The 19,399-nt window shown below is 43.6% G+C and carries 25 protein-coding genes and 1 riboswitch; of the genes, 2 read left to right on the forward strand and 23 right to left on the reverse strand.

Going from position 1 to position 19,399, the window contains the following annotated elements; translation table 11 throughout:
• Positions 1–29: 29 nt before the first annotated feature.
• From M1M80_RS16955 to M1M80_RS16970, 4 genes are all read right to left on the reverse strand, one after another.
• On the reverse strand, positions 30–1,298 hold the full coding sequence (locus tag M1M80_RS16955) for an ABC transporter substrate-binding protein (protein ID WP_060399437.1): 1,269 nt from the start codon (positions 1,296–1,298) through the stop codon (positions 30–32).
• A gap of 80 nt (positions 1,299–1,378) precedes the next feature.
• Positions 1,379–2,365: a fructosamine deglycase FrlB gene (gene frlB, locus M1M80_RS16960; protein WP_003240878.1), complete on the reverse strand. Its 987-nt coding sequence runs from the start codon at positions 2,363–2,365 to the stop codon at positions 1,379–1,381.
• Positions 2,366–2,579: 214 nt separating this feature from the next.
• On the reverse strand, positions 2,580–2,954 hold the full coding sequence (locus M1M80_RS16965) for a nucleotide excision repair endonuclease (RefSeq protein ID WP_019259408.1): 375 nt from the start codon (positions 2,952–2,954) through the stop codon (positions 2,580–2,582).
• Positions 2,955–3,049: 95 nt separating this feature from the next.
• Positions 3,050–4,174, reverse strand: coding sequence for an NAD(P)/FAD-dependent oxidoreductase (locus tag M1M80_RS16970; RefSeq protein ID WP_060399438.1), 1,125 nt, complete (start codon positions 4,172–4,174; stop codon positions 3,050–3,052).
• Positions 4,175–4,332: 158 nt separating this feature from the next.
• Between M1M80_RS16970 and M1M80_RS16975 the strand changes: the two genes are divergently transcribed.
• Together M1M80_RS16975 and M1M80_RS16980 are read left to right on the forward strand one after the other, a co-directional pair.
• Positions 4,333–4,482 (forward strand): hypothetical protein, encoded by a 150-nt coding sequence (locus tag M1M80_RS16975; RefSeq protein ID WP_003240873.1) that lies wholly within the window; start codon positions 4,333–4,335, stop codon positions 4,480–4,482.
• Positions 4,482–4,754: a hypothetical protein gene (locus tag M1M80_RS16980; protein WP_060399439.1), complete on the forward strand. Its 273-nt coding sequence runs from the start codon at positions 4,482–4,484 to the stop codon at positions 4,752–4,754. Before M1M80_RS16975 ends, M1M80_RS16980 begins: the two co-directional genes overlap by 1 nt.
• Before the next feature lie 182 nt (positions 4,755–4,936).
• Here the strand turns inward: M1M80_RS16980 and M1M80_RS16985 are convergent, their stop codons facing one another.
• The 19 genes from M1M80_RS16985 to fadE all read right to left on the reverse strand — a co-directional run bounded on the left by M1M80_RS16985 (position 4,937) and on the right by fadE (position 19,399).
• Positions 4,937–5,272 carry a VOC family protein gene (locus M1M80_RS16985; protein WP_284735329.1) on the reverse strand — a complete coding sequence of 112 codons (336 nt, stop codon included), beginning with the start codon at positions 5,270–5,272 and terminating at the stop codon, positions 4,937–4,939.
• 158 nt (positions 5,273–5,430) lie between these two features.
• Positions 5,431–5,709 (reverse strand): ArsR/SmtB family transcription factor, encoded by a 279-nt coding sequence (locus M1M80_RS16990; protein WP_060400058.1) that lies wholly within the window; start codon positions 5,707–5,709, stop codon positions 5,431–5,433.
• 460 nt (positions 5,710–6,169) lie between these two features.
• A complete protein-coding gene (gene sufB, locus M1M80_RS16995; RefSeq protein WP_003240854.1) occupies positions 6,170–7,567 on the reverse strand; it encodes a Fe-S cluster assembly protein SufB in 1,398 nt (465 codons plus the stop codon).
• 20 nt (positions 7,568–7,587) lie between these two features.
• Positions 7,588–8,031, reverse strand: coding sequence for a Fe-S cluster assembly sulfur transfer protein SufU (gene sufU / locus M1M80_RS17000; protein WP_003222809.1), 444 nt, complete (start codon positions 8,029–8,031; stop codon positions 7,588–7,590).
• Positions 8,021–9,241: a cysteine desulfurase SufS gene (gene sufS / locus M1M80_RS17005; RefSeq protein ID WP_003240852.1), complete on the reverse strand. Its 1,221-nt coding sequence runs from the start codon at positions 9,239–9,241 to the stop codon at positions 8,021–8,023. The genes sufU and sufS overlap by 11 nt, the downstream gene beginning before the upstream one ends.
• Positions 9,241–10,554 (reverse strand): Fe-S cluster assembly protein SufD, encoded by a 1,314-nt coding sequence (gene sufD / locus M1M80_RS17010; protein ID WP_003240850.1) that lies wholly within the window; start codon positions 10,552–10,554, stop codon positions 9,241–9,243. Before sufD ends, sufS begins: the two co-directional genes overlap by 1 nt.
• A gap of 17 nt (positions 10,555–10,571) precedes the next feature.
• Positions 10,572–11,357: a Fe-S cluster assembly ATPase SufC gene (gene sufC, locus M1M80_RS17015; RefSeq protein ID WP_003151872.1), complete on the reverse strand. Its 786-nt coding sequence runs from the start codon at positions 11,355–11,357 to the stop codon at positions 10,572–10,574.
• Positions 11,358–11,549: 192 nt separating this feature from the next.
• On the reverse strand, positions 11,550–11,687 hold the full coding sequence (locus tag M1M80_RS17020; protein WP_003228600.1) for a YuzK family famiily protein: 138 nt from the start codon (positions 11,685–11,687) through the stop codon (positions 11,550–11,552).
• Between the two features lie 192 nt (positions 11,688–11,879).
• On the reverse strand, positions 11,880–12,257 hold the full coding sequence (locus M1M80_RS17025) for a carboxymuconolactone decarboxylase family protein (RefSeq protein WP_003222796.1): 378 nt from the start codon (positions 12,255–12,257) through the stop codon (positions 11,880–11,882).
• 84 nt (positions 12,258–12,341) lie between these two features.
• On the reverse strand, positions 12,342–13,166 hold the full coding sequence (metQ, locus tag M1M80_RS17030; RefSeq protein WP_003240839.1) for a methionine ABC transporter substrate-binding lipoprotein MetQ: 825 nt from the start codon (positions 13,164–13,166) through the stop codon (positions 12,342–12,344).
• Positions 13,167–13,179: 13 nt separating this feature from the next.
• Positions 13,180–13,848, reverse strand: coding sequence for a methionine ABC transporter permease MetP (metP, locus tag M1M80_RS17035; protein ID WP_003240837.1), 669 nt, complete (start codon positions 13,846–13,848; stop codon positions 13,180–13,182).
• Positions 13,841–14,866 carry a methionine ABC transporter ATP-binding protein MetN gene (gene metN, locus M1M80_RS17040; RefSeq protein WP_003240833.1) on the reverse strand — a complete coding sequence of 342 codons (1,026 nt, stop codon included), beginning with the start codon at positions 14,864–14,866 and terminating at the stop codon, positions 13,841–13,843. The genes metP and metN overlap by 8 nt, the downstream gene beginning before the upstream one ends.
• A gap of 105 nt (positions 14,867–14,971) precedes the next feature.
• Positions 14,972–15,078: riboswitch (SAM riboswitch) on the reverse strand.
• A 114-nt stretch (positions 15,079–15,192) separates the two neighbouring features.
• Positions 15,193–15,537, reverse strand: a complete 345-nt coding sequence (locus M1M80_RS17045; protein WP_003240831.1) for an SCP2 sterol-binding domain-containing protein — start codon at positions 15,535–15,537, stop codon at positions 15,193–15,195.
• Between the two features lie 107 nt (positions 15,538–15,644).
• Positions 15,645–15,965 (reverse strand): thioredoxin family protein, encoded by a 321-nt coding sequence (locus M1M80_RS17050; protein WP_060399440.1) that lies wholly within the window; start codon positions 15,963–15,965, stop codon positions 15,645–15,647.
• A gap of 1 nt (position 15,966) precedes the next feature.
• Positions 15,967–16,329 carry a toprim domain-containing protein gene (locus M1M80_RS17055; RefSeq protein ID WP_060400059.1) on the reverse strand — a complete coding sequence of 121 codons (363 nt, stop codon included), beginning with the start codon at positions 16,327–16,329 and terminating at the stop codon, positions 15,967–15,969.
• A gap of 77 nt (positions 16,330–16,406) precedes the next feature.
• Positions 16,407–16,643: a YusG family protein gene (locus tag M1M80_RS17060; protein ID WP_060399441.1), complete on the reverse strand. Its 237-nt coding sequence runs from the start codon at positions 16,641–16,643 to the stop codon at positions 16,407–16,409.
• Between the two features lie 55 nt (positions 16,644–16,698).
• Positions 16,699–17,082, reverse strand: coding sequence for a glycine cleavage system protein GcvH (gcvH, locus tag M1M80_RS17065; RefSeq protein ID WP_003222781.1), 384 nt, complete (start codon positions 17,080–17,082; stop codon positions 16,699–16,701).
• 66 nt (positions 17,083–17,148) lie between these two features.
• Complete coding sequence (locus tag M1M80_RS17070) at positions 17,149–17,505, reverse strand: arsenate reductase family protein (RefSeq protein ID WP_003240824.1); 357 nt, start codon at positions 17,503–17,505, stop codon at positions 17,149–17,151.
• Between the two features lie 109 nt (positions 17,506–17,614).
• Entirely contained in the window at positions 17,615–19,399 is a 1,785-nt protein-coding gene (fadE, locus tag M1M80_RS17075; protein WP_060399442.1) for an acyl-CoA dehydrogenase FadE, read from the reverse strand.

Raw genomic sequence — 19,399 nt, forward strand, 5'->3', positions numbered from 1 at the left:
AAAGGTGCAAAGCTCACCTTTTCTTTGATTTATTCAGCTGACGCCCTCACTTGCTTCGCTGCTTTTTGAACGGCTTTCATCACCTGCTCCGGTGTCATGTCGCCGCCAAGCATTTGCTGGACGCCCGTTAGGTACGCGTCTGCGATTTCAACATCAACATCCATATCAAACCATGGAACCATTGATTTGGCATCAACAATTTGCTGAACCGCTTCACGCTGAATGGCTGTAGAATTTCCTTCAGTAGCCGTTCCTTGCACTGCACTGTATTTCCCGACATCTTTGACGAGCTTTTCACCCATTTTTTTCGACGTCAGAAACTGCAAAAATTCCATCGCTTCCTTCGGATGTTTTGTTTTCGAGGAGATCATGAACCCTTCCGGCGCTCCCGTTAATGCCTCTGAAGAACCTTTTTGCCCGCTGATTTCAGGAAATGGGAACATCCCCAGATTCACCGGTTCAACCAGCTTGATTTCCGCTGTTTCCGCATATATCATCGCCGACTTTCCGCTCTTAAATTGCTGTCTCACATACTCGTGGTCGACGGAGTTTACATGTTTATTGAAGTAAGGCATCAGCTCCTGAAGCTTTTCAAGTGCTTTCACATAGCCTTCATCAGTAAATTCACCCGTTTTGGCGTTATAATCCTTTTGTCGTGTTTTTTCATCGACCATCCGCTGATTGAGCGTGCCGATATAGTGCGAGATTGTCCAAGTCGCCTTTGTTCCGAAGCTGATCGGTGTGTAGCCATTTTCTTTGAGCTTCTTTGACACATCGATTAATTCATCCCATGTCTTCGGGGGATCAAGGTTCAGCTTTTGAAAAATGTCTTTATTATAGAAGAATGATTTAGCGTCCATTTGCCACGGCACGCCATATTGCTTGCTTTCATAAGTAAATGGTGTAATTTGTGATTGAACGATCTGTGATGACCAATCTGTATCATTTTTGTAGTAGGACGAGAGATCAAGTGCCTTATTGCCTCTGATGAATTTAAACGCAAACTCGTCACTCCAAGAGAAGTAAATGTCAGGAGGGCTGGTGGTTCCCAGCATAACCTTAATTTTGTCTTTATAGGAGTCATTCAAAACGGCTTCAATTTGAATGTCGATATCCGGATGCTCTTTTTCAAATTCTTTTACAACCTCTTCAAAATAACTTTTTTCCGGCTCCTTTGGCCATCTGTGGAAAAATTTCAATGTCACCTTTCCGTCCGCTGAACTGCTTTGGCTCGAACAGCCTGCGATGGTGAGCATACTGACAGCTGCAATGATCAAGAACAACAACATTTTCTTCAAAGGGTTGGCCTCCTCTGGACATTAGACTATAATGTTATATAACATTATAGTCTAATGCATAATGGTTCCGCATTTTCAGATCAATACTCAACTTTCCACATGTATCTTCTATGAGATAAAGGATGATTTCTCGCCTCTGCCAGCTCGTCCGCATAGCTTCTCAGCACACGGTTGAGAACGAGCGGAGCAAGGTAGCCTTTAACTGAATCGTCAATCGCAGTGAAATCGTAAGATGCAGCATCAAGCACAGTGAGCTTTTTGCCATACTTTTTCGAGAAGGTAAGCGCCCGCTCTTCAAGAGGTCTAGTTTCATCTAAACCGAGCAGGATGATAAACGGCACGGATTCATCAATAATCTCAAACGGTCCGTGAAAATATTCTCCGGCATGAATGGCGTGGGAATGAATCCATTGCATTTCCATGAGAATGCAGATGCTGTATGAGTAAGCGACACCGTAGTTTGCACCGCTTGCCATTGTATAAATAATGCTTTCTTTTTCATGAGCTTTTGCAAATTGCTGTGCATTGTCAGCTTCCTGCTTAAGGGCTTCATCATACACAGCCTGCAATTGATCTAAACCTTCAATTGCTTGTTCAAATTTCGTATTGTTTTCTAATACTTGCAGGGTGCCAAAAACGATTTGATACAGAACGCCATAGTTCGTATTCATTGCAAGCGCCTCATCACCCCAATCGTACTGGGCAACATATTGCGCTTCCTGTGCTAAAGGAGACTCCGGTTTATACGTCATCGCAATCGTAAGTGCGCCTTTGCCCCTCGCAAACGCAGCAGCTTTGACTGTTTCAGGAGTATTTCCCGAATGCGAGCACAAAATAACAAGAGACTTTTCACCAAGCTGAACAGGGTTGCGCTGAATAAATTCGTTAGAGCTGTAAAGGTCGGAGTTCATTGATTTTGACTCCCTGTCAAACACATACTTACTCGGATACATAATGGCCGAAGAGCCTCCGCATGCGACAAAGAATACATGGTCAATGGTTTTCCCTTTCAAATCCTGCAAGAAAGCTTGAACCTCACGATTTACTTTTGCTGTGGCTTGACTCAAATCCTTCACTCCTCATTTTTATTATATAACGTTATATAACATTATATATTGTTATATTAAAGTCCACAGCTAGGATTGTCAATATTATTTTCTGAAATTTCTCAATAATCCACTTAGACGATAGACAAAGGGTCTACATACGGAAAGTGCCCAAATCAAAAGCCAGAACTTAACATAAGTTCTGGCTTCGTTATTCAATCCGCAGACTGACGTCTTATTTAAAAAATGCCTTGTCTATATTGTACTTCGAGTGCTGTGTATTGATGATATATGTTTCGTAAATGTCTCTTTCCATTGGATCATCGACTACACATACTTCAATTTTATATACTTCGTCTCTGTGATGTTTGATCGGTGAGACAGTGTCTTCAAAATGCTTCTTAATTCTCTGTCTTAACTTTCTAGCTTTACCGACAAACAGCAGCTCGTCATGAATGTTGTAAAACATGAAGATGCCGCCTTTATCCCTTGGTATCTGGTGAAAGTCAATGAATCCGTGAATCGCCTTTATTTTCGGCTCGTTATCATTAGCTGACTGCTGTCGTTCAGTGATGGTGACATTCGGTGCGGGTATATCAATTTTTATCAAAATTAGTTCACGTCCTCTTTTTCATTAAAGATAAATGCTAACACAGACAGAAAAGAAAAGCCAGAACAGCTTTATTATATTTGTTTGTTATGCTTTTACTTATTATGCAACGCTCCCGCTGGATCATAAGGGCTAAGATCTATTTCTGTCTGCTTTCCGAGAACTAGCTTTGCGAGCTCTGACCCCAAGAATGGCCCCATCGTTAATCCCGAGGCGCCTAAACCATTAGCGGCAAAAAGGCCTGGAACGTCCGGTACAGCGCCCACAACCGGGAGAAACCCAGGTGTAAACGGCCTGAAGCCCACTCTTGTTTCAATGGCAGCGGCATCAGCAAGTCCCGGAGCCGCTGCTAGCGCTTTGCTCAATACTTCGTGCTGGCCTCCGGCCGTCACACGCAGATCATCAAGTCCGGCATCGTTTTCGTGCGTGGCGCCAGCTACAATTCTGCCGTTATCAAACGAAAGAATGTACTGATCGTTCGGCGGCATCACAACCGGCCAAGATCCTGTATCCGTTTCTGTCATTTCAAAATGCATAATCTGCGCTTTCTGAAAGGACACTTGAAAATGAATGCCAAGAGGCTTCATGACCTCATTGGCCCATGCCCCCGCCGTCACAATCACCGCGTCAGCCGCAAACTGCTGTGTGTCTGTTTGCACGCCGGTAACCGTGCTGTTTTCAAAAAGCAAGGACGCATTTCCTTTGATGATCTTTGCGCCTCGTTTCTCTGCAGCGCTTAAAAGCGACCGGCACAGCGCTCTTCCATTCACCCGGGCGGCACCGCTGATATGAACCGATTCATAACCATCAGCTAAAATCGGAAACAGTTTTTTCGTTTCACTTGCAGACAAGCGGGTAATGTCGCCGATTTCTGGCGCATCCTCCCGTCTCTTATATGCCCTTTCCTCCATCTTATCGAGCTTTGACGGATCAGTATGAATGCTGATCGCACCGACACGTTTATATCCTGTATCCGTTTCTCCGTCCTCTTCCAACTGATTGATTAAATCCGCATAGTATCGCGCCCCGCCCTTAGCAAGCTGATACCAATCCTGATTGCGGCGCTGAGAGAGCCAAGGACAGACGATCCCCGCCGCCGCATCAGTCGCTTGTCCAGGTTCGTTCCGATCAATGACAGTAACTCGAGCTCCTGATTTTGCGAGATGATAAGCCGTCGACGCACCTAGTATGCCGCCACCGACGATGATGTAAGATTTCATATGCAAACACCTTTTCTATTATAATGTCTATTCATTTTACCAAATAGAGTGCTTTCCTTCGACCTTTTGCCCTAATGTGGAAAAACCGCGAAGTTCGTCCAATCTCTTCACTCTCCTATCGAATATCCTGTCACTATCAATAGAGAAAGGATGATACCATGAGCGAAAATCGTCATGAAAATGAAGAAAACCAAAAGCGCAATGTATCAGTTGCTAAAGTTGAAAACAGCGGCAATGCAAAAGTCGTAGTCAACGTGAATACAGATCAGGATCAGGCACAGGCACAGTCTCAAGACGGAGAAGAGTAATGAACGAGAATATCATTCCTATCAACAGACATACTCAAGATATGCCTAACAATGGATCTATGATCGAAAACAGCGGCAACTCAGAGGTCCATATCGACATCCACATTGATACAATGCCGATCGCCTTTGCCATTTTATGCTCTGCATTAGCCGCAAAGCAGATGTCAAAAGAGGAATTCGACACAGCCTATACTCGTTTACAAGAGATGAACAGGGAACATAACAGCAATACATCTGTAAAACAAATCATCAATCAGGAGATCGAAGAGTAAGAAACCGCGGCCCCGGCCAGCGGTTTTTCTCCTGCATACAAAAAGGACGCGACTGAAAACCAGCCACGTCCTTTTTTATGAAAGAATTAACCGAATGAACCTTAATTAATCGTGAATAATACAGTTATAATTTTTGATTAGATTTCACCAATAAACAGAAATATGGTTAATTCATGCCTCGGTTACTTCTGTACAATTTGAATAAGGTTACCGCATGTATCGTCGAAGACAGCTATTGTGACTTGGCCCATTTTTGTCGGTTCCATAGTAAAGTTCACGCCTTTTTCCATTAATCGTTTGTACTCTTTTTGAATATCTGCAACGCCAAACATTGTTGCTGGGAAGCCTTCGGAGAATATCTTCTTTTGATACTCCTTGGCGGCAGGATGTTCATTCGGTTCAAGTAAAAGCTCGGTTCCGTCTTGATCATCTTGAGAAACAAGCGTTATCCACCTGAATTTCCCCATGGGAACGTCCTCCTTTTTTACAAACCCCAGTTTTTCTGTATAAAACTCCAGTGCCTTGTCTTGATCTTATACGAATATACTGGTAACAATGATTTTCATACTGTTTTTGCCTCCTTTGATTATTTATGACGCACGGTACTGTGCTAACAGTCTGGCTGCCAGCAAAACAACCCGCACATTTTCAGACATCCTTTTCCGATTTTATAAAATTACTCTATCCATCCTTTCAGCAAATTTTTAAGTGGTTCGTTGTTGAATATAAGTACTCGATATTTTCCCTTTCGTTTTGACTTTACAAGCCCTGCATCTTCCAGTACAGAAAGATGTTTAGCTATCGCCTGCCGCGTAATGGAAAGGCCGTGCTTCGTAATGAGACGTATCGTAAGTTCATACAACGTCAGCTCGTTGCGTTCGGATAGTTCGTCTAATATAAGCCGCCGAGTCGAATCGCCGAGTGCTTTGAATATAGTGTCTTTGTCCCAATTCATATATTGAGTATAAGCAACTATATGGTTGCATGTCAAGAATAAGCAACTGTATGGTTGCGTGATATAGGAACTGAATCATGCAGCCGTTAAAGTCACATAATAGTAGTTTGAACCTTATAGAAAAGATTACTTGTGCAAGCAGGATATATTGCCCCGATTGAAATTATTAAAATGGACGAAAGAGACGGCATAATGTGGTCATAATCACAACAAGAACAGGCTTTTGACAAAAAAGAAAAAGCAAAAACTGCCTGAACCTGGCGCAAGTCTGAAATATGTATCTAATCGACTAGGACATAAAACCATCTAAACAACAGCGGATACTTATTTTGATATCACTAAAAAAATAAAAGGAGGCGAACTTCAAAAGTTCGCCTCCTACACACGAAATCGGCACGCCGACAATTTTAAAATTTATAATAATCCCTTAAACCCTTGATAAACCAAGGTGTTTTCATCATTAACCAATAGAACCTTCCATCTCGAACTTGATTAAACGGTTCATTTCAACTGCGTATTCCATTGGAAGCTCTTTTGTGAATGGCTCGATGAAGCCCATTACGATCATTTCAGTTGCTTCTTCTTCGGAAATACCGCGGCTCATCAAGTAGAAGAGCTGCTCTTCAGATACTTTAGACACTTTCGCTTCGTGCTCCAATGAAATGTTATCATTTAAGATTTCATTGTAAGGAATTGTGTCTGACGTTGATTTGTTATCCATAATGAGCGTATCGCACTCGATGTTAGAACGGGCGCCTTCCGCTTTGCGTCCGAAGTGGACGATTCCGCGGTACGTTACTTTTCCGCCTTGTTTTGAAATCGATTTTGATACGATTGTGGATGATGTGTTTGGTGCAAGGTGAATCATTTTCGCACCCGCATCCTGATGCTGGCCTTTACCCGCAAGAGCGATAGAAAGCGTCATACCGCGCGCGCCTTCGCCTTTTAGGATACAAGCCGGATATTTCATTGTCAGTTTAGAACCGATGTTGCCGTCGATCCATTCCATTGTTGCGTTTTCTTCACAGATCGTACGCTTCGTTACAAGGTTGTAAACGTTGTTCGCCCAGTTTTGGATCGTTGTATAACGGCAGTAGCCGCCTTTTTTCACGATGATCTCAACAACCGCACTGTGAAGTGAGTTTGTTGTGTAAACAGGCGCAGTACAGCCTTCAACATAATGAACGCTTGCTTCTTCGTCAACGATGATCAGCGTACGCTCGAACTGACCCATGTTTTCAGAGTTGATACGGAAGTAAGCTTGAAGCGGTGTTTCAACCTTCACGCCTTTAGGAACGTAGATGAAAGATCCGCCGGACCAAACAGCTGAGTTAAGCGCCGCAAACTTGTTATCAGTCGGCGGGATCACTTTTGCCCAGTGCTCACGGAAAATATCTTCATTTTCTTTCAGCGCGCTGTCAGTGTCTTTAAAGACGATGCCTTGCGCTTCAAGATCTTCTTTCATGTTGTGGTATACAACCTCAGATTCGTACTGAGCAGAAACACCCGCAAGGTATTTTTGTTCAGCTTCTGGAATACCGAGCTTGTCGAATGTTTGCTTAATTTCGTCAGGAACTTCATCCCAAGAACGCTCTGAACGCTCAGACGGTTTTACATAGTACGTAATTTCGTCAAAGTTCAGTGAGTTTAAATCTCCGCCCCATTGAGGCATCGGCATGTTGTAGAAATGCTCAAGTGATTTCAAGCGGAAATCAAGCATCCATTGAGGCTCTTCTTTCATGCGAGAAATTTCTTCTACGATTTCTTTTGTCAATCCGCGCTCTGAACGGAAAATGGAAACGTCCTTGTCGTGAAAACCATACTTGTATTCACCAATATCAGGCATTTTTTTAGCCATCCATTTTCACTCCAATCCTTTTAATTGCCGCCTTCTTCTTTTGCGACTCCTTTTTCAAGTGCTTTCCATGACAGGGTTGCACATTTGATACGGGCCGGGAATTTTGAAACGCCTTGAAGGGCTTCAATATCCCCGAGATCTATAGAATCATCATATTCTTTCCCTTGCATCATATCCGAGAAAATCTTAGACATGGAAAGGGCTGTTTCAATATCTTTCCCTTTAATCGCCTGAGTCATCATCGAAGCGGATGCCATTGAAATGGAACAGCCTTCCCCTTCAAATTTCGCATCTTCCACGATGTCTCCGTCAAGCTTCATTGTCAGTCTGATTCGGTCGCCGCACGTCGGATTGTTCATATCCACGACGATGCTGTCATTCAAAACCCCTTTGTTGCGCGGGTTTTTGTAATGATCCATAATCACCTGTCTGTACAATGTATCTAAATTTGCATTAAAAGACATTTGTAAAATACTCCTTTGTCTTTTGAAGAGCTTCCACAAGCTTATCAATCTCTTCCTCTGTATTATACAGATAAAAGCTTGCTCTTGCAGTAGCAGTTACATCCAGCCATTTCATCAGCGGCTGCGCGCAATGATGGCCGGCTCTGACAGCGATTCCCTCCGCATCAAGCACGGTTGCCACATCGTGAGGATGAACATCATCAAGGTTAAATGTAACAAGCCCGGCACGCTCTTCCGGTCCGTAAACCGTCACGCCGTCAAGCTGGCGGAAGCGTTCAAGCGCATAAGCTGCAAGCTTGTGTTCGTGGCGGGAAATCTCATCCAGACCGATTTCTTCGAGAAAATCAATGGCGGCACCGAGACCGATTGCTCCTGCAATAATCGGCGTACCCGCTTCGAATTTCCACGGAAGCTCTTTCCAAGTTGATTCATAAAGCCCGACAAAGTCGATCATTTCACCGCCGAATTCGGCAGGCTCCATGTTTTCCAGCAGGGCTTTCTTTCCGTACAGCACACCAATACCGGTAGGTCCGCACATTTTATGGGAAGAAAGCGCAAAGAAGTCGCAATCGAGATCCTGCACGTCAATTTTCATGTGAGGCGTGCTTTGTGCACCGTCCACCACAATAACAGCCCCATTGTCATGAGCGATTTTCGCCATTTCTTTAATCGGGTTGATCGTGCCGAGGACGTTAGATACATGAGACACTGCAACAATTTTTGTGTTGCTTGTGACCGTTTCTCTGACGTCTTCTAAAGAAATCGTTCCGTCTTCCTGCAGCGGAATATATTTTAATGTGGCGCCAGTCGCTTTTACAGCCTGCTGCCACGGAATGATATTCGCATGATGCTCCATATAGGTGATGACCACTTCATCACCCGGTTTCAGGTTGGCGCGCGCATAGCTTAACGCCACCATATTCAGTGATGTGGTCGTGCCTTTTGTGAAAATAATCTCAGCCATTGACTTCGCGTTAATAAACTTGCGGACTTTTTCACGCGCACCTTCATAACCGTCTGTCGCTCTGGTTCCAAGTGTATGGACGCCCCGGTGAACATTGGAATTGTATTGGTTATAATACTTATCCAGTGTTTCAATGACAGCACGCGGCTTCTGGGAAGTCGCCGCGCTGTCGAGATAAACGAGATCATGTCCGTTCACTTGCTGATGAAGGATCGGGAACTGTTCACGAATATCTGTGATATTCATTACTTCACTTTCCTTTCGATAACAGAAACTAATTGTTTCTTAACGCCTTCAATCGGAAGTTCATTTACTACCGGTGCAAGGAATCCGTAGATGACTAAGCGTTCTGCTTCTTCTTTCGCAATACCGCGGCTCATCAGGTAGTAAAGCTGAATAGGGTCCACACGGCCGACAGATGCCGCATGCCCTGCAGTTACATCGTCTTCGTCAATTAAAAGAATAGGGTTTGCGTCTCCGCGTGCTTTTTCGCTGAGCATCAGCACACGTGATTCTTGCTCCGCATTCGCTTTAGAAGCGCCATGTTCGATTTTGCCGATCCCGTTAAAGATAGAAGAAGCGGAATCCTTCATCACACCGTGCTTCAAGATATATCCTTCTGAAGCTTTACCAAAATGAATGATTTGTGTTGTAAAGTTTTCTGTTTGCTCTCCTCTTCCGACAACAACCGTTTTCGTATCGCCGTATGTGCCGTCACCGTAAAGGTTTGTTGTGTTTTCGGAAATCGTGTCGCCGTCGTTCATCAGGCCGAGAGCCCACTCGATTTTGCTGTCGCGTCCGCGCGCAGCACCTCGGCGGTTAACATATGTTGTCACACCGCTAGACAGAGTATCCACCGCACCGTATGTCACGCTGGCATTATCACCTGTGATGACCTCACTGATAATATTGAACACAGCGTCTTTAGGGTTTACAGTGCTGATGTAGTTTTCAACATATGTTACAGAGCTGTGGTCTTCAGCCACAATCAGCACGTGGTTGAATAGAGCTGTATCGTTGCTTTCGTGGACATAAACAGCCTGAACCGGCGTCTCCACTTGAACATTTTTCGGAACATAAAGGAATGCTCCTCCGTTAACAAGAGCTGCGTGAAGTGCAGTTAATTTATGCTCGTCAACCTTCACGCCGTCCTTCATAAAGTATTTCTCCACCAAGTCGCTGTGCTCGCGTGCGGCAGTCAGAATATCAGTGAAGATGACGCCTTTGTCTTTCAATTCTTGTGAAAGAGAAAGGTATGCCGGCGTCTGGTCACGCTGTACGTATAATGTTTTATCTTCGTTTTCAACATCAATCAGCGCTTTTACTTCATCAGTCAAATCTTCTAATGAAGAAAGCGGTTCGTTATCAACTGTATGCTTCGCGAAGTTCGTGAAGTTCCAGTTTGTGATTTTTGTTTTGTCAGGCTTCGGCATCGGCAGATCCTCAGCTTGTTCAAGAGCCTGTAAGCGCAGGTTTTTCAGCCAGGCAGGTTCTTGATGCTTTTCGGAAAAGCTTTTGAGATACTCCTGATCTACGGATAGTTTTGTACCTAGTGTCATATTAATCCCCCTAACGCTTACGCTTCTTGGCCTACAGTTTCGTCTTCAATGCCAAGTTCTTGTTTGATCCAGTCATAACCTTCTGCTTCAAGACGCTGTGCAAGTTCTGCACCGCCGGATTTTACAACGCGGCCTTGCATCATAACGTGAACAACATCCGGAGTGATGTAGTTTAACAGGCGCTGATAGTGAGTAATCATCAGGCAGCCAAAGTTTTCGCTGCGCATTTTGTTGATCCCTTTAGATACAACTTTCAGAGCATCAATATCAAGACCTGAGTCGATTTCATCAAGGATGGCGATTTTCGGTTCAATCATCATTAATTGAAGGATTTCGTTGCGTTTTTTCTCCCCGCCTGAGAAGCCTTCGTTAAGGTAACGCTGAGCCATTTCAGGGTCCATTTCAAGGAACTCCATGTTTTCGTCCATTTTGCGGATGAATTTCATAAGAGAAATTTCATCGCCTTCTTCTCTGCGCGCATTGATTGCTGAACGAAGGAAGTCGGCATTTGTCACACCGCTGATTTCACTTGGGTACTGCATCGCAAGGAATAAACCTGCCTGCGCACGCTCGTCCACTTCCATCTCCAGTACATCTTTGCCGTCAAGCGTGATGCTGCCTTTTGTTACTTCATATTTAGGATGCCCCATAATAGCAGCTGACAGAGTGGATTTACCAGTTCCGTTCGGTCCCATTACTGCGTGGAACTCTCCGCCTTTTATTTCAAGGTTTACACCCTTTAAGATCTCTTTCCCTTCGATTTCAACGTGAAGATCTTTGATCGTTAATGTTGAAGCAGCCATATCTATACCTCCAAAAATATATAATCATTATTCTCAATTTATTCTCATTCTAATTTTATAACAAATGAAAAGTAAATACAACTTTTTATCGTGTCTTGCACATTCCTCAAGTTTAACAAAGATCGGCACTTTATTAAAGCGATTGAAAAAGAAAAAGAGTGGATTCCCACCCTTTTTTAAAGATTGATTTTCTCAATAAGCTCCCGCGGAAATTCGCTTGCTTTTTTCATAATCAAGCTCTCTCTGCCGCTCTACTTTCATTCTTGTTTCCAGCCGGCGTCCGTATTCCTCGTATCCAATTCCGTGAGACAGCTGCATCGCTTTTTCCATTTCTGACGTATAATCGAGGTCCAGTCTGTCCTGGCTGCTGCAAATAATGAATCAATCCCTTCATATATTTGCTTCAATTGTATCAGCGCTGAGATGGATGCCGCAAAAAGGATATGGCTCGAAATAGCGGCAGATGAGACGAAAGCATCCTTTTAGATCAAATGAGAATGGTTTTTCGGAATATTCCTTCTCTTAATGAGTGGTGTTTCCGAATTCCTCTATGCACTGCTGGACGACTGTCACGCCTTGGCTTAGAGCCGCGCCGCCTCCAAATGCCGCTGCAACACTAACGGCTTCGAGAATGTTTTCTTCTGTCGCTCCCTCATCAAGACAGCCTTTTGTGTGATAGATCATGCAATATTCATCCTGGGCATTGATGGCGATTCCGAGGGCGATCAGCTGTTTTTCTCTTTCAGTCAGGGAATTGCCGGCAAAGCATTGTTCAGTAAACTCGTTAAACTTTCTTCCCATCAGCGGCATCTTTTGTTCAAATGTGCCTAAACCTAATTTATACTGTTTTAGCGCGTCCTGCATGCTTCCTCTGTCTTGATTCAAAGAAAATCCCTCCATCTGTTTAACATTCTTTTTTATTATGAACAGCTTTTAGGAAAATACCCGAAAAAAACCCCGGATTTCTCATCCGGGGTTGCAGTCTTATTCAGATACAGGAAGCACAGCTCCGTCGTATTTTTTGTCGATGAAGTCTTTGATCTCTTTAGAGTGAAGAACTTCCATCAGCGCTTTGATTTTTGCAGAATCTTCTTCGCCTTTTCTTACTGCGACGATGTTAGCGTATGGGTTGTTTTTCGTTGATTCTACTTCAATCGCGTCTTTTTTAGGATTTAATTTATTTTGGATCGCATAGTTTACATTGATGAAGACCGCGTCTCCTTCTTTGTTATCATATGCTTTTGCCGTTAATTCAGGCGCTACTTTTTTGAACTCAAGGTTTTTCGGGTTTTTCTTAATGTCTTTCAAAGTTGCGTCAACTGCTTCCACTTTAGAATCAAGTGTGATTAATCCTGCGTTTTCAAGCATTGCAAGCATACGGCCTTGTTCAGCAACGTTGTTTGTCAGGATAATTGTCGCACCGTCTGGAAGGTCTTTTAATGATTTGTATTTTTTAGAGTAAATACCGAATGGCTCTAAGTGAACAGCACCGGCATTCACAAGTTTGTAATCTGTGTTTTCTTTCATTTCTTGCTCAAGGTAAGGAATGTGCTGGAAGTAGTTCGCATCCACTTCTTTATCAGATAAAGCTTTGTTGTACATCTTGTAATCACTAAGCACTTTCACTTTCAGCGTGTAGCCTTTTTCTTTCAGCAGTGGTTCAGCTTCTTTTAAAATTTCCGCATGCGGTGTTTTTGTTGCCGCAACGACAATTTCTTTCTTGCCGGATTCAGCGCCGTTATTCGAACCGCAGGCAGCCATAACTCCTGCAAATACAAGCAATAATGCACCCAAAAATAGCTTTTTCAATGTAAATCCTCCCTTATCGTTTGTCTATAATATTTGTTATGACATCACCGATGATTTGAATAATAAATACGATGATTAAAATAAACACAGTAGCAACGAAGGTAACATCAGTATTATTAGACTGATAGCCTTCTACGTACGCAAGGTTTCCAAGGCCTCCTGAACCGATGGCACCGGCAATTGCCGTTGAGCCGATCAATGCGATGGCCGTAACCGTAATACCAGAAATCAGAGCCGGCATCGACTCCGGAAGCAGCACTTTGAAAATAATTGTAGACGTTTTAGCGCCCATTGATTTAGCAGCTTCAATAACACCTTTATCCACCTCGCGAAGCGCGATTTCAGCAAGACGCGCGTAAAACGGTGCAGAGCCGATAACCAAGGCCGGCAATGCGGCATTTGGCCCTAAGATGGTGCCGACTAAAAACTTCGTAAACCCTAGCAGTAAAATAATTAAAATGAGGAACGGAATCGATCTGAATATGTTGACAATGGCCGCAATTACAGAGTTGACTGCTTTATTCTGCCAAAGGCTCCCTTTGCTTGTCAGGAAGAGCAGCAAACCGAGGATCACCCCGATGACAAAGGCAAACAGTAAAGAGATCAGCGTCATATAAAGTGTTTCATATGTCGCGTTCCACAATTCAGTTAAATCAACGTTCGGGAAGTATTTTTCAAACATTCGTGATCACCTCTGCTTTCACCTGTTTGTCATTAATAAACCGGATCACGTTGTGTACTTCTTCCTCGTCTCCGTCAATGTGGATGAACAGTGAGCCGTACGCCCCATCCTTCGTCTGCGAGATTTTCCCTTGCAGAATATTGACACTGATATTAAAGTTTCTGATCATCTCTGTAATCAGAGGCTGTTCAGCTGAATCGCCGACAAATGTGAGCTGAACCGTTTTTCCTGATGCTGTTTCATCAAGAAGGTGCTGAAGCGTTTCTTTCGTTTCTTCCGGTTCTGTCACCTGCTGAACAAATCGTTTTGTCATTTCTTCCTTCGGATTTTTGAAGACATCGAGAACTTCGCCTTCTTCAACAACCTTTCCGTTTTCCATGACAGCGACTCTGTTGCAGATTTTGCGGATCACATGCATTTCGTGTGTGATCAGCACAATCGTCAAACCGAGTCTTTCATTAATATCGGACAACAAATCCAAAATTGAATCTGTCGTTTGCGGATCTAATGCTGATGTCGCTTCATCACAAAGGAGAACCTTCGGATTGTTTGCAAGCGCTCTGGCGATTCCGACACGCTGCTTTTGCCCGCCGCTCAGCTGAGACGGGTAAGATTTTTCTTTTCCTTCTAAACCTACCAGTTTAATCAGTTCATTGGCTCGCTTGATCCGCTCGCTCTTTTTCACCCCGGCAATTTCTAAAGGAAACATGATATTATCTCTGACGGTCCGCGACCAAAGCAAATTGAAATGCTGGAAAATCATACTGATTTCATGGCGTGCTTTTCTTAAACCGCGTCCATTTACTTCATTAATCTTGGTTCCCGCCACTTCCACGGTTCCTGAGGTTGGTTTCTCAAGGCCGTTCAGCAGACGGATTAAGGAACTTTTACCTGCTCCGCTATATCCTATAATTCCAAAAATCTCACCTTTTTTAATGGAAAGCGAGACATTTTGGACAGCATTGACATCTCCATGTTTCGACTTATAAACTTTTGAAACATTTTGAAGATTGATCAAAGCAATCACCTGCCTTAACACTATTCTAAGAAATCTTCCGGGTTTTTCTGCAAAAGAAAAGCCTTTCTGCACACTTGAGCAGAAAGGCTTATAGAAAATGCCTTTCTCTCATCTTTCAAAGCTGAACGCTTCGTGTGAATTGGCACCATTTCAACAGCGTTGATGGTTGCCGGGCTTCATAGGGCACTTCCCTCCACCTCTCTTGATAAGAGAAATATATAGTCTTTTTCGTCCGGAAATTCTTAATGTAGAATAGCATGGCGAATGATTAAATGTCAATAAAATAAATGATGTCAACTTTTACTATTATAATAATTTCCTATTTTTTAATTTTTCAAAATCCTCTGAAAAAATCCATTTGTCAGCCAGAGAATGGCTTCTAGTTTTAACAGGGCTCTGAATGACCCCTTCACTTTTAGTCTTCCGCTCTGGATCAGGTGCTGAAGGGAAATGTCTCCGTGCAATAAATGAATGATTTCTGCTTGGTTTCCGTAAAAGGTCAGGTTGGACGTTTGGGGCGGAGAAATTTTTTTCATTTCTCCCTGTTCGTTTATTGAGACGGTTAAGGCTTCTGTTTCTCCTTGGAAGGTAATGAGCAATGTTGAAGCGTTCAAAAGGGGTTTTAAAAACAGATGCTGATACTCATCTTCTAAAACTTCCGCTTTCTCCATATGTACAACCTCCTATTTGTTGGTCATACATACACATTTCTCTTTCTGGCGCAAGAACCCCTTTATAAAACGAACGACAATTTCATTGAAATATGCTGAGAAATATGTCATAAATGGGATGCGGAAGATGATTTTTGTTTGATCAGCTCATATAAATAAGAAACGGATTGAAACGCATATCCTCTTTCGACCACTTTTCCGCCTTTGAACAGCAGAAAACAAGGGACACTTTCAATTTGATACGCTTTTGCGAATGTCGGAGAGTAATTGACATTGTTTTTATAGAAGGCGACATCGGGCAGCATTTCTTTCACCACTGTCAGCATTTTGCTTGCGAGCTGGCAGGTGCCGCAAAACGGAGTATATAAATATAGGAGATACACATCATCAGCAATGTGCTCAAGCTCGTGTTCTTGGAGTTCTTTCATGCTATACACCTCGGGACTTTCTTTCAAGAAAAATAGTATGGACATTCAAATTCGCGCGCAGCAATACAGCGGCGACATGGTGTCTGGGCGCAGCGGCCACTTCCTTATAGGCTTTGTCGATATGTAAATGGCAGGCTTCGTTAAATTCTCTTTTCAGCTGTTTTCTCAATTTCTCGCCTGATTCATCAGCATCAACTAATATGTAGACGTCTTTATCATAAAGCTCGTCAGCCAATTCCTCAAGCTTCAGCTGGCTGATTGTTCCGTTTGTGCAGATAATGCGCACTGGTTCATTCAGGACGCTTTCGATTTTCTCTTTATCTGATTTCCCTTCGACAATCATAACCTTTTCCAGCTCTTCCATCTTCATCTTCTTCACCTGCCGCGTCAAATTTGAAACGTTCAGATTGTAAAAGAAGGCAGTGAAATTCACCGCCAACATTAACACCAGCCGTTTTCGTAGTCACAATCCACATATTTTTCGTCGTTTCCCGAGGCCACATCGGCTGTCTTATAAAATTTCTCATTTTCAAAGGAATAACCGGATTTTAGCTCATATTCATCCATGCTTGTCATTTGGCCGATCATCTCATTATCATGATATAACGAGAGCCGGCCATTTTGAAAGCGGCCTGTCACATCATTGGTAACATCGAGCTTTTGTTTGCTGAAAGTCATATTGGACACCTCCCATAACGTTAGCGTGTCCAATTGCCTTTGCAGCTATCCTGTTTTAGTCTTCTTGTGTCATCTCTTCGTATTGCTCTGCTGTCATCAGTTTTTCAATTTCAGAAGCGTCAGACGGCTCAACGACGATCATCCATGCTTTTTCGTACGGAGATTCGTTAACGAATTCCGGACTGTCATCAAGATCTTCGTTTACTTCTACAACAGTTCCGTTAATCGGTGCATAAAGCTCAGATACCGTTTTAACGGATTCAACACTGCCGAATGGCTCGTCCGCTTTGATTTCAGCGCCAACTTCAGGAAGTTCGACAAACACGATGTCGCCTAGCTCGGACTGGGCAAAATGCGTAATCCCGATTCTGGCTTTTTCTCCTTCAACTTTTACCCACTCGTGTTCTCCTGAGTAACGCAAATCTTTAGGTATGCTCAATTGAATCCCTCCATTTTTTACAGCACTACAATAAGAAGATACCACACTTTTCGAAAAAAATTTACATTAAGCCCAGTTTTCTTCAAATTGCTCTTCTTTAAAACCGACTGTCACTTTTTCGCCGTCTGTTGTAAGCGGGCGTTTGATCAGCATTCCGTCTGAAGCCAGCAGTTCAAGCTGTTCATCCTCCGACATATGATACAGCTTTTCCTTGAGATTCAGCTCGCGGTATTTCATGCCGCTCGTGTTGAAAAATTTCTTGAGATCCAGCCCGCTTTTTTCATAAATCGCTTTTAGTTCTTCTTTGCTTGGAGGCTGCTCTGCAATATGTATTTCGTTTATTTCTTTCCCATGCTCTTCAAGCCATTTCTTTGCTTTGCGGCACGTTCCGCATTTAGGGTACCAGTAAAAAGTTAACGACATCTTCTTCCCCCTCAATAAAATAATCGAGGTTATTTTAACACAGTTTGTTTTAAAAACCTAAAACGGTGCTTCTTAAAAAAAGCTCCGCACATGCGGAGCTCTTGGGCAATCAGACAATATATTTTTCAGCTTCAAAAATGCCCGCTGCCGCTTCGCGCTTTTTCTGAATGACGTTTTTAGGCGTTACGCGCGTCAGCTTGCGCAGAGCGGAAAGCATCGTGCGGAGTGAATCTCCTTCTTCCATTGCGATGAGGGACTCCTTCGCGTGCGCTTCTATTTCGTTAAAGGCTTCCTGAACGAAAATTTCCGTATACAGCACCTTTTGCGCTGCTTTTTCTGCACTTTGTGCGGCAATGGCCTTTTCCGTTCTGAGCACGGCTGATTCCATTGCGTACACATTGCTGACGATATCCGCGACGTTTACGAGAATTTCTTGTTCGCGATCGATGGCTTTTCCGTATTTTTGCGCAGCAAGGCCGGCGGCGAATAACGCGATTTTTTTGGCTTGCTTGACAATATATTTCTCCTGCTCTAAAACGCCGCTGCCAGGCTCTTCAGGCATAAGCATCATGAGTTCTTCCTGCAGTGATTGTGCTTTTTCAAATAGAGGGAGCTCGCCTTTGAGCGCTTTTTTCAGGAAGGTGCTTGGCACGATCAACCGGTTGATTTCGTTTGTGCCTTCAAAAATCCGATTGATCCTTGAATCCCTATAGGCTCTTTCTACTTCGTACTCCTGCATAAAACCGTAGCCTCCATGAATCTGCACACCTTCATCAACGATATAATCAAGCGTTTCAGAGCCGAATACCTTATTCAGAGAGCATTCGATGGCATATTCAGCAATTGACTTGGCAATTTGCCGTCCGTCCTTGAGATCTTCGGCTGTAAACTGGCTCATATTGTCTTCAAACAGCCCGACGGTTCTGTACACAGAGCTTTCCATCGCGTACAGCCTCGATGCCATTGTCGCCATTTTTTCCTGTGTCAGCGAAAAGGCTGCAATCGGCGTTTTAAATTGGCGGCGCTGATTTGCGTATGCCGCAGAGAGCTCGATTACCCGCTTAGACGCGCCGATTGTGCCAACCGCCAGCTTGTAGCGGCCGATATTTAAAATATTAAAGGCGATGATATGCCCTTTGCCGATTTCTCCAAGCAGGTTTTCTTTTGGGACTTCAGCTTGATCCAGAATGAGGGTTCTTGTCGATGATCCTTTGATCCCCATTTTCTTTTCTTCCGGACCCGTGGATACTCCCGGGAAATCTTTTTCTACAATAAAGGCCGAGAACTTTTCGCCGTCCACCTTAGCGTAAACGACAAATACATCAGCAAAGGCAGAGTTGGTAATCCACTGTTTTTCCCCGGTTAATACGTAATGGGTTCCGTCTTCATTCAGCACGGCTGTTGTTTTTGCTCCAAGCGCATCAGAGCCAGATCCCGGCTCAGTCAATGCATAAGCCGCGATCTTTTCGCCTGAAGCGAGCCCGGGCAAATATTTTTTCTTTTGTTCTTCTGATCCGAAAAAGACGATCGGCAAGGAACCGATGCCGACATGCGCCCCATAAGAAAGCGAAAAGCTTCCCGCACGCGAAAATTTTTCAGTGATGAGTGCCGAGCTGATTTTATCAAGGCCGAGTCCTCCGTATTCCTCCGGCACATCGGCGCCAAGCAGTCCCAGTTCGCCCGCTTTCTTCAACAGCCTGACGGAATGCTCGAACTGATGGTTTTCGATATCATCTATATGAGGGAGAACATCTTGCTCAATGTAATCCTCTGTTGTTTTCGCAATCATTTTATGCTCGTCAGTGAAATCCTCCGGTGTATACATTTGGTCGTATGTGACATCCTCGATTAAGAAACCGCCGCCTTTTTGTACTTCAGCCGCTTTTTTTGCCAT

The organism is Bacillus inaquosorum (assembly GCF_023238325.1).
GTDB lineage: Bacteria > Bacillota > Bacilli > Bacillales > Bacillaceae > Bacillus > Bacillus inaquosorum.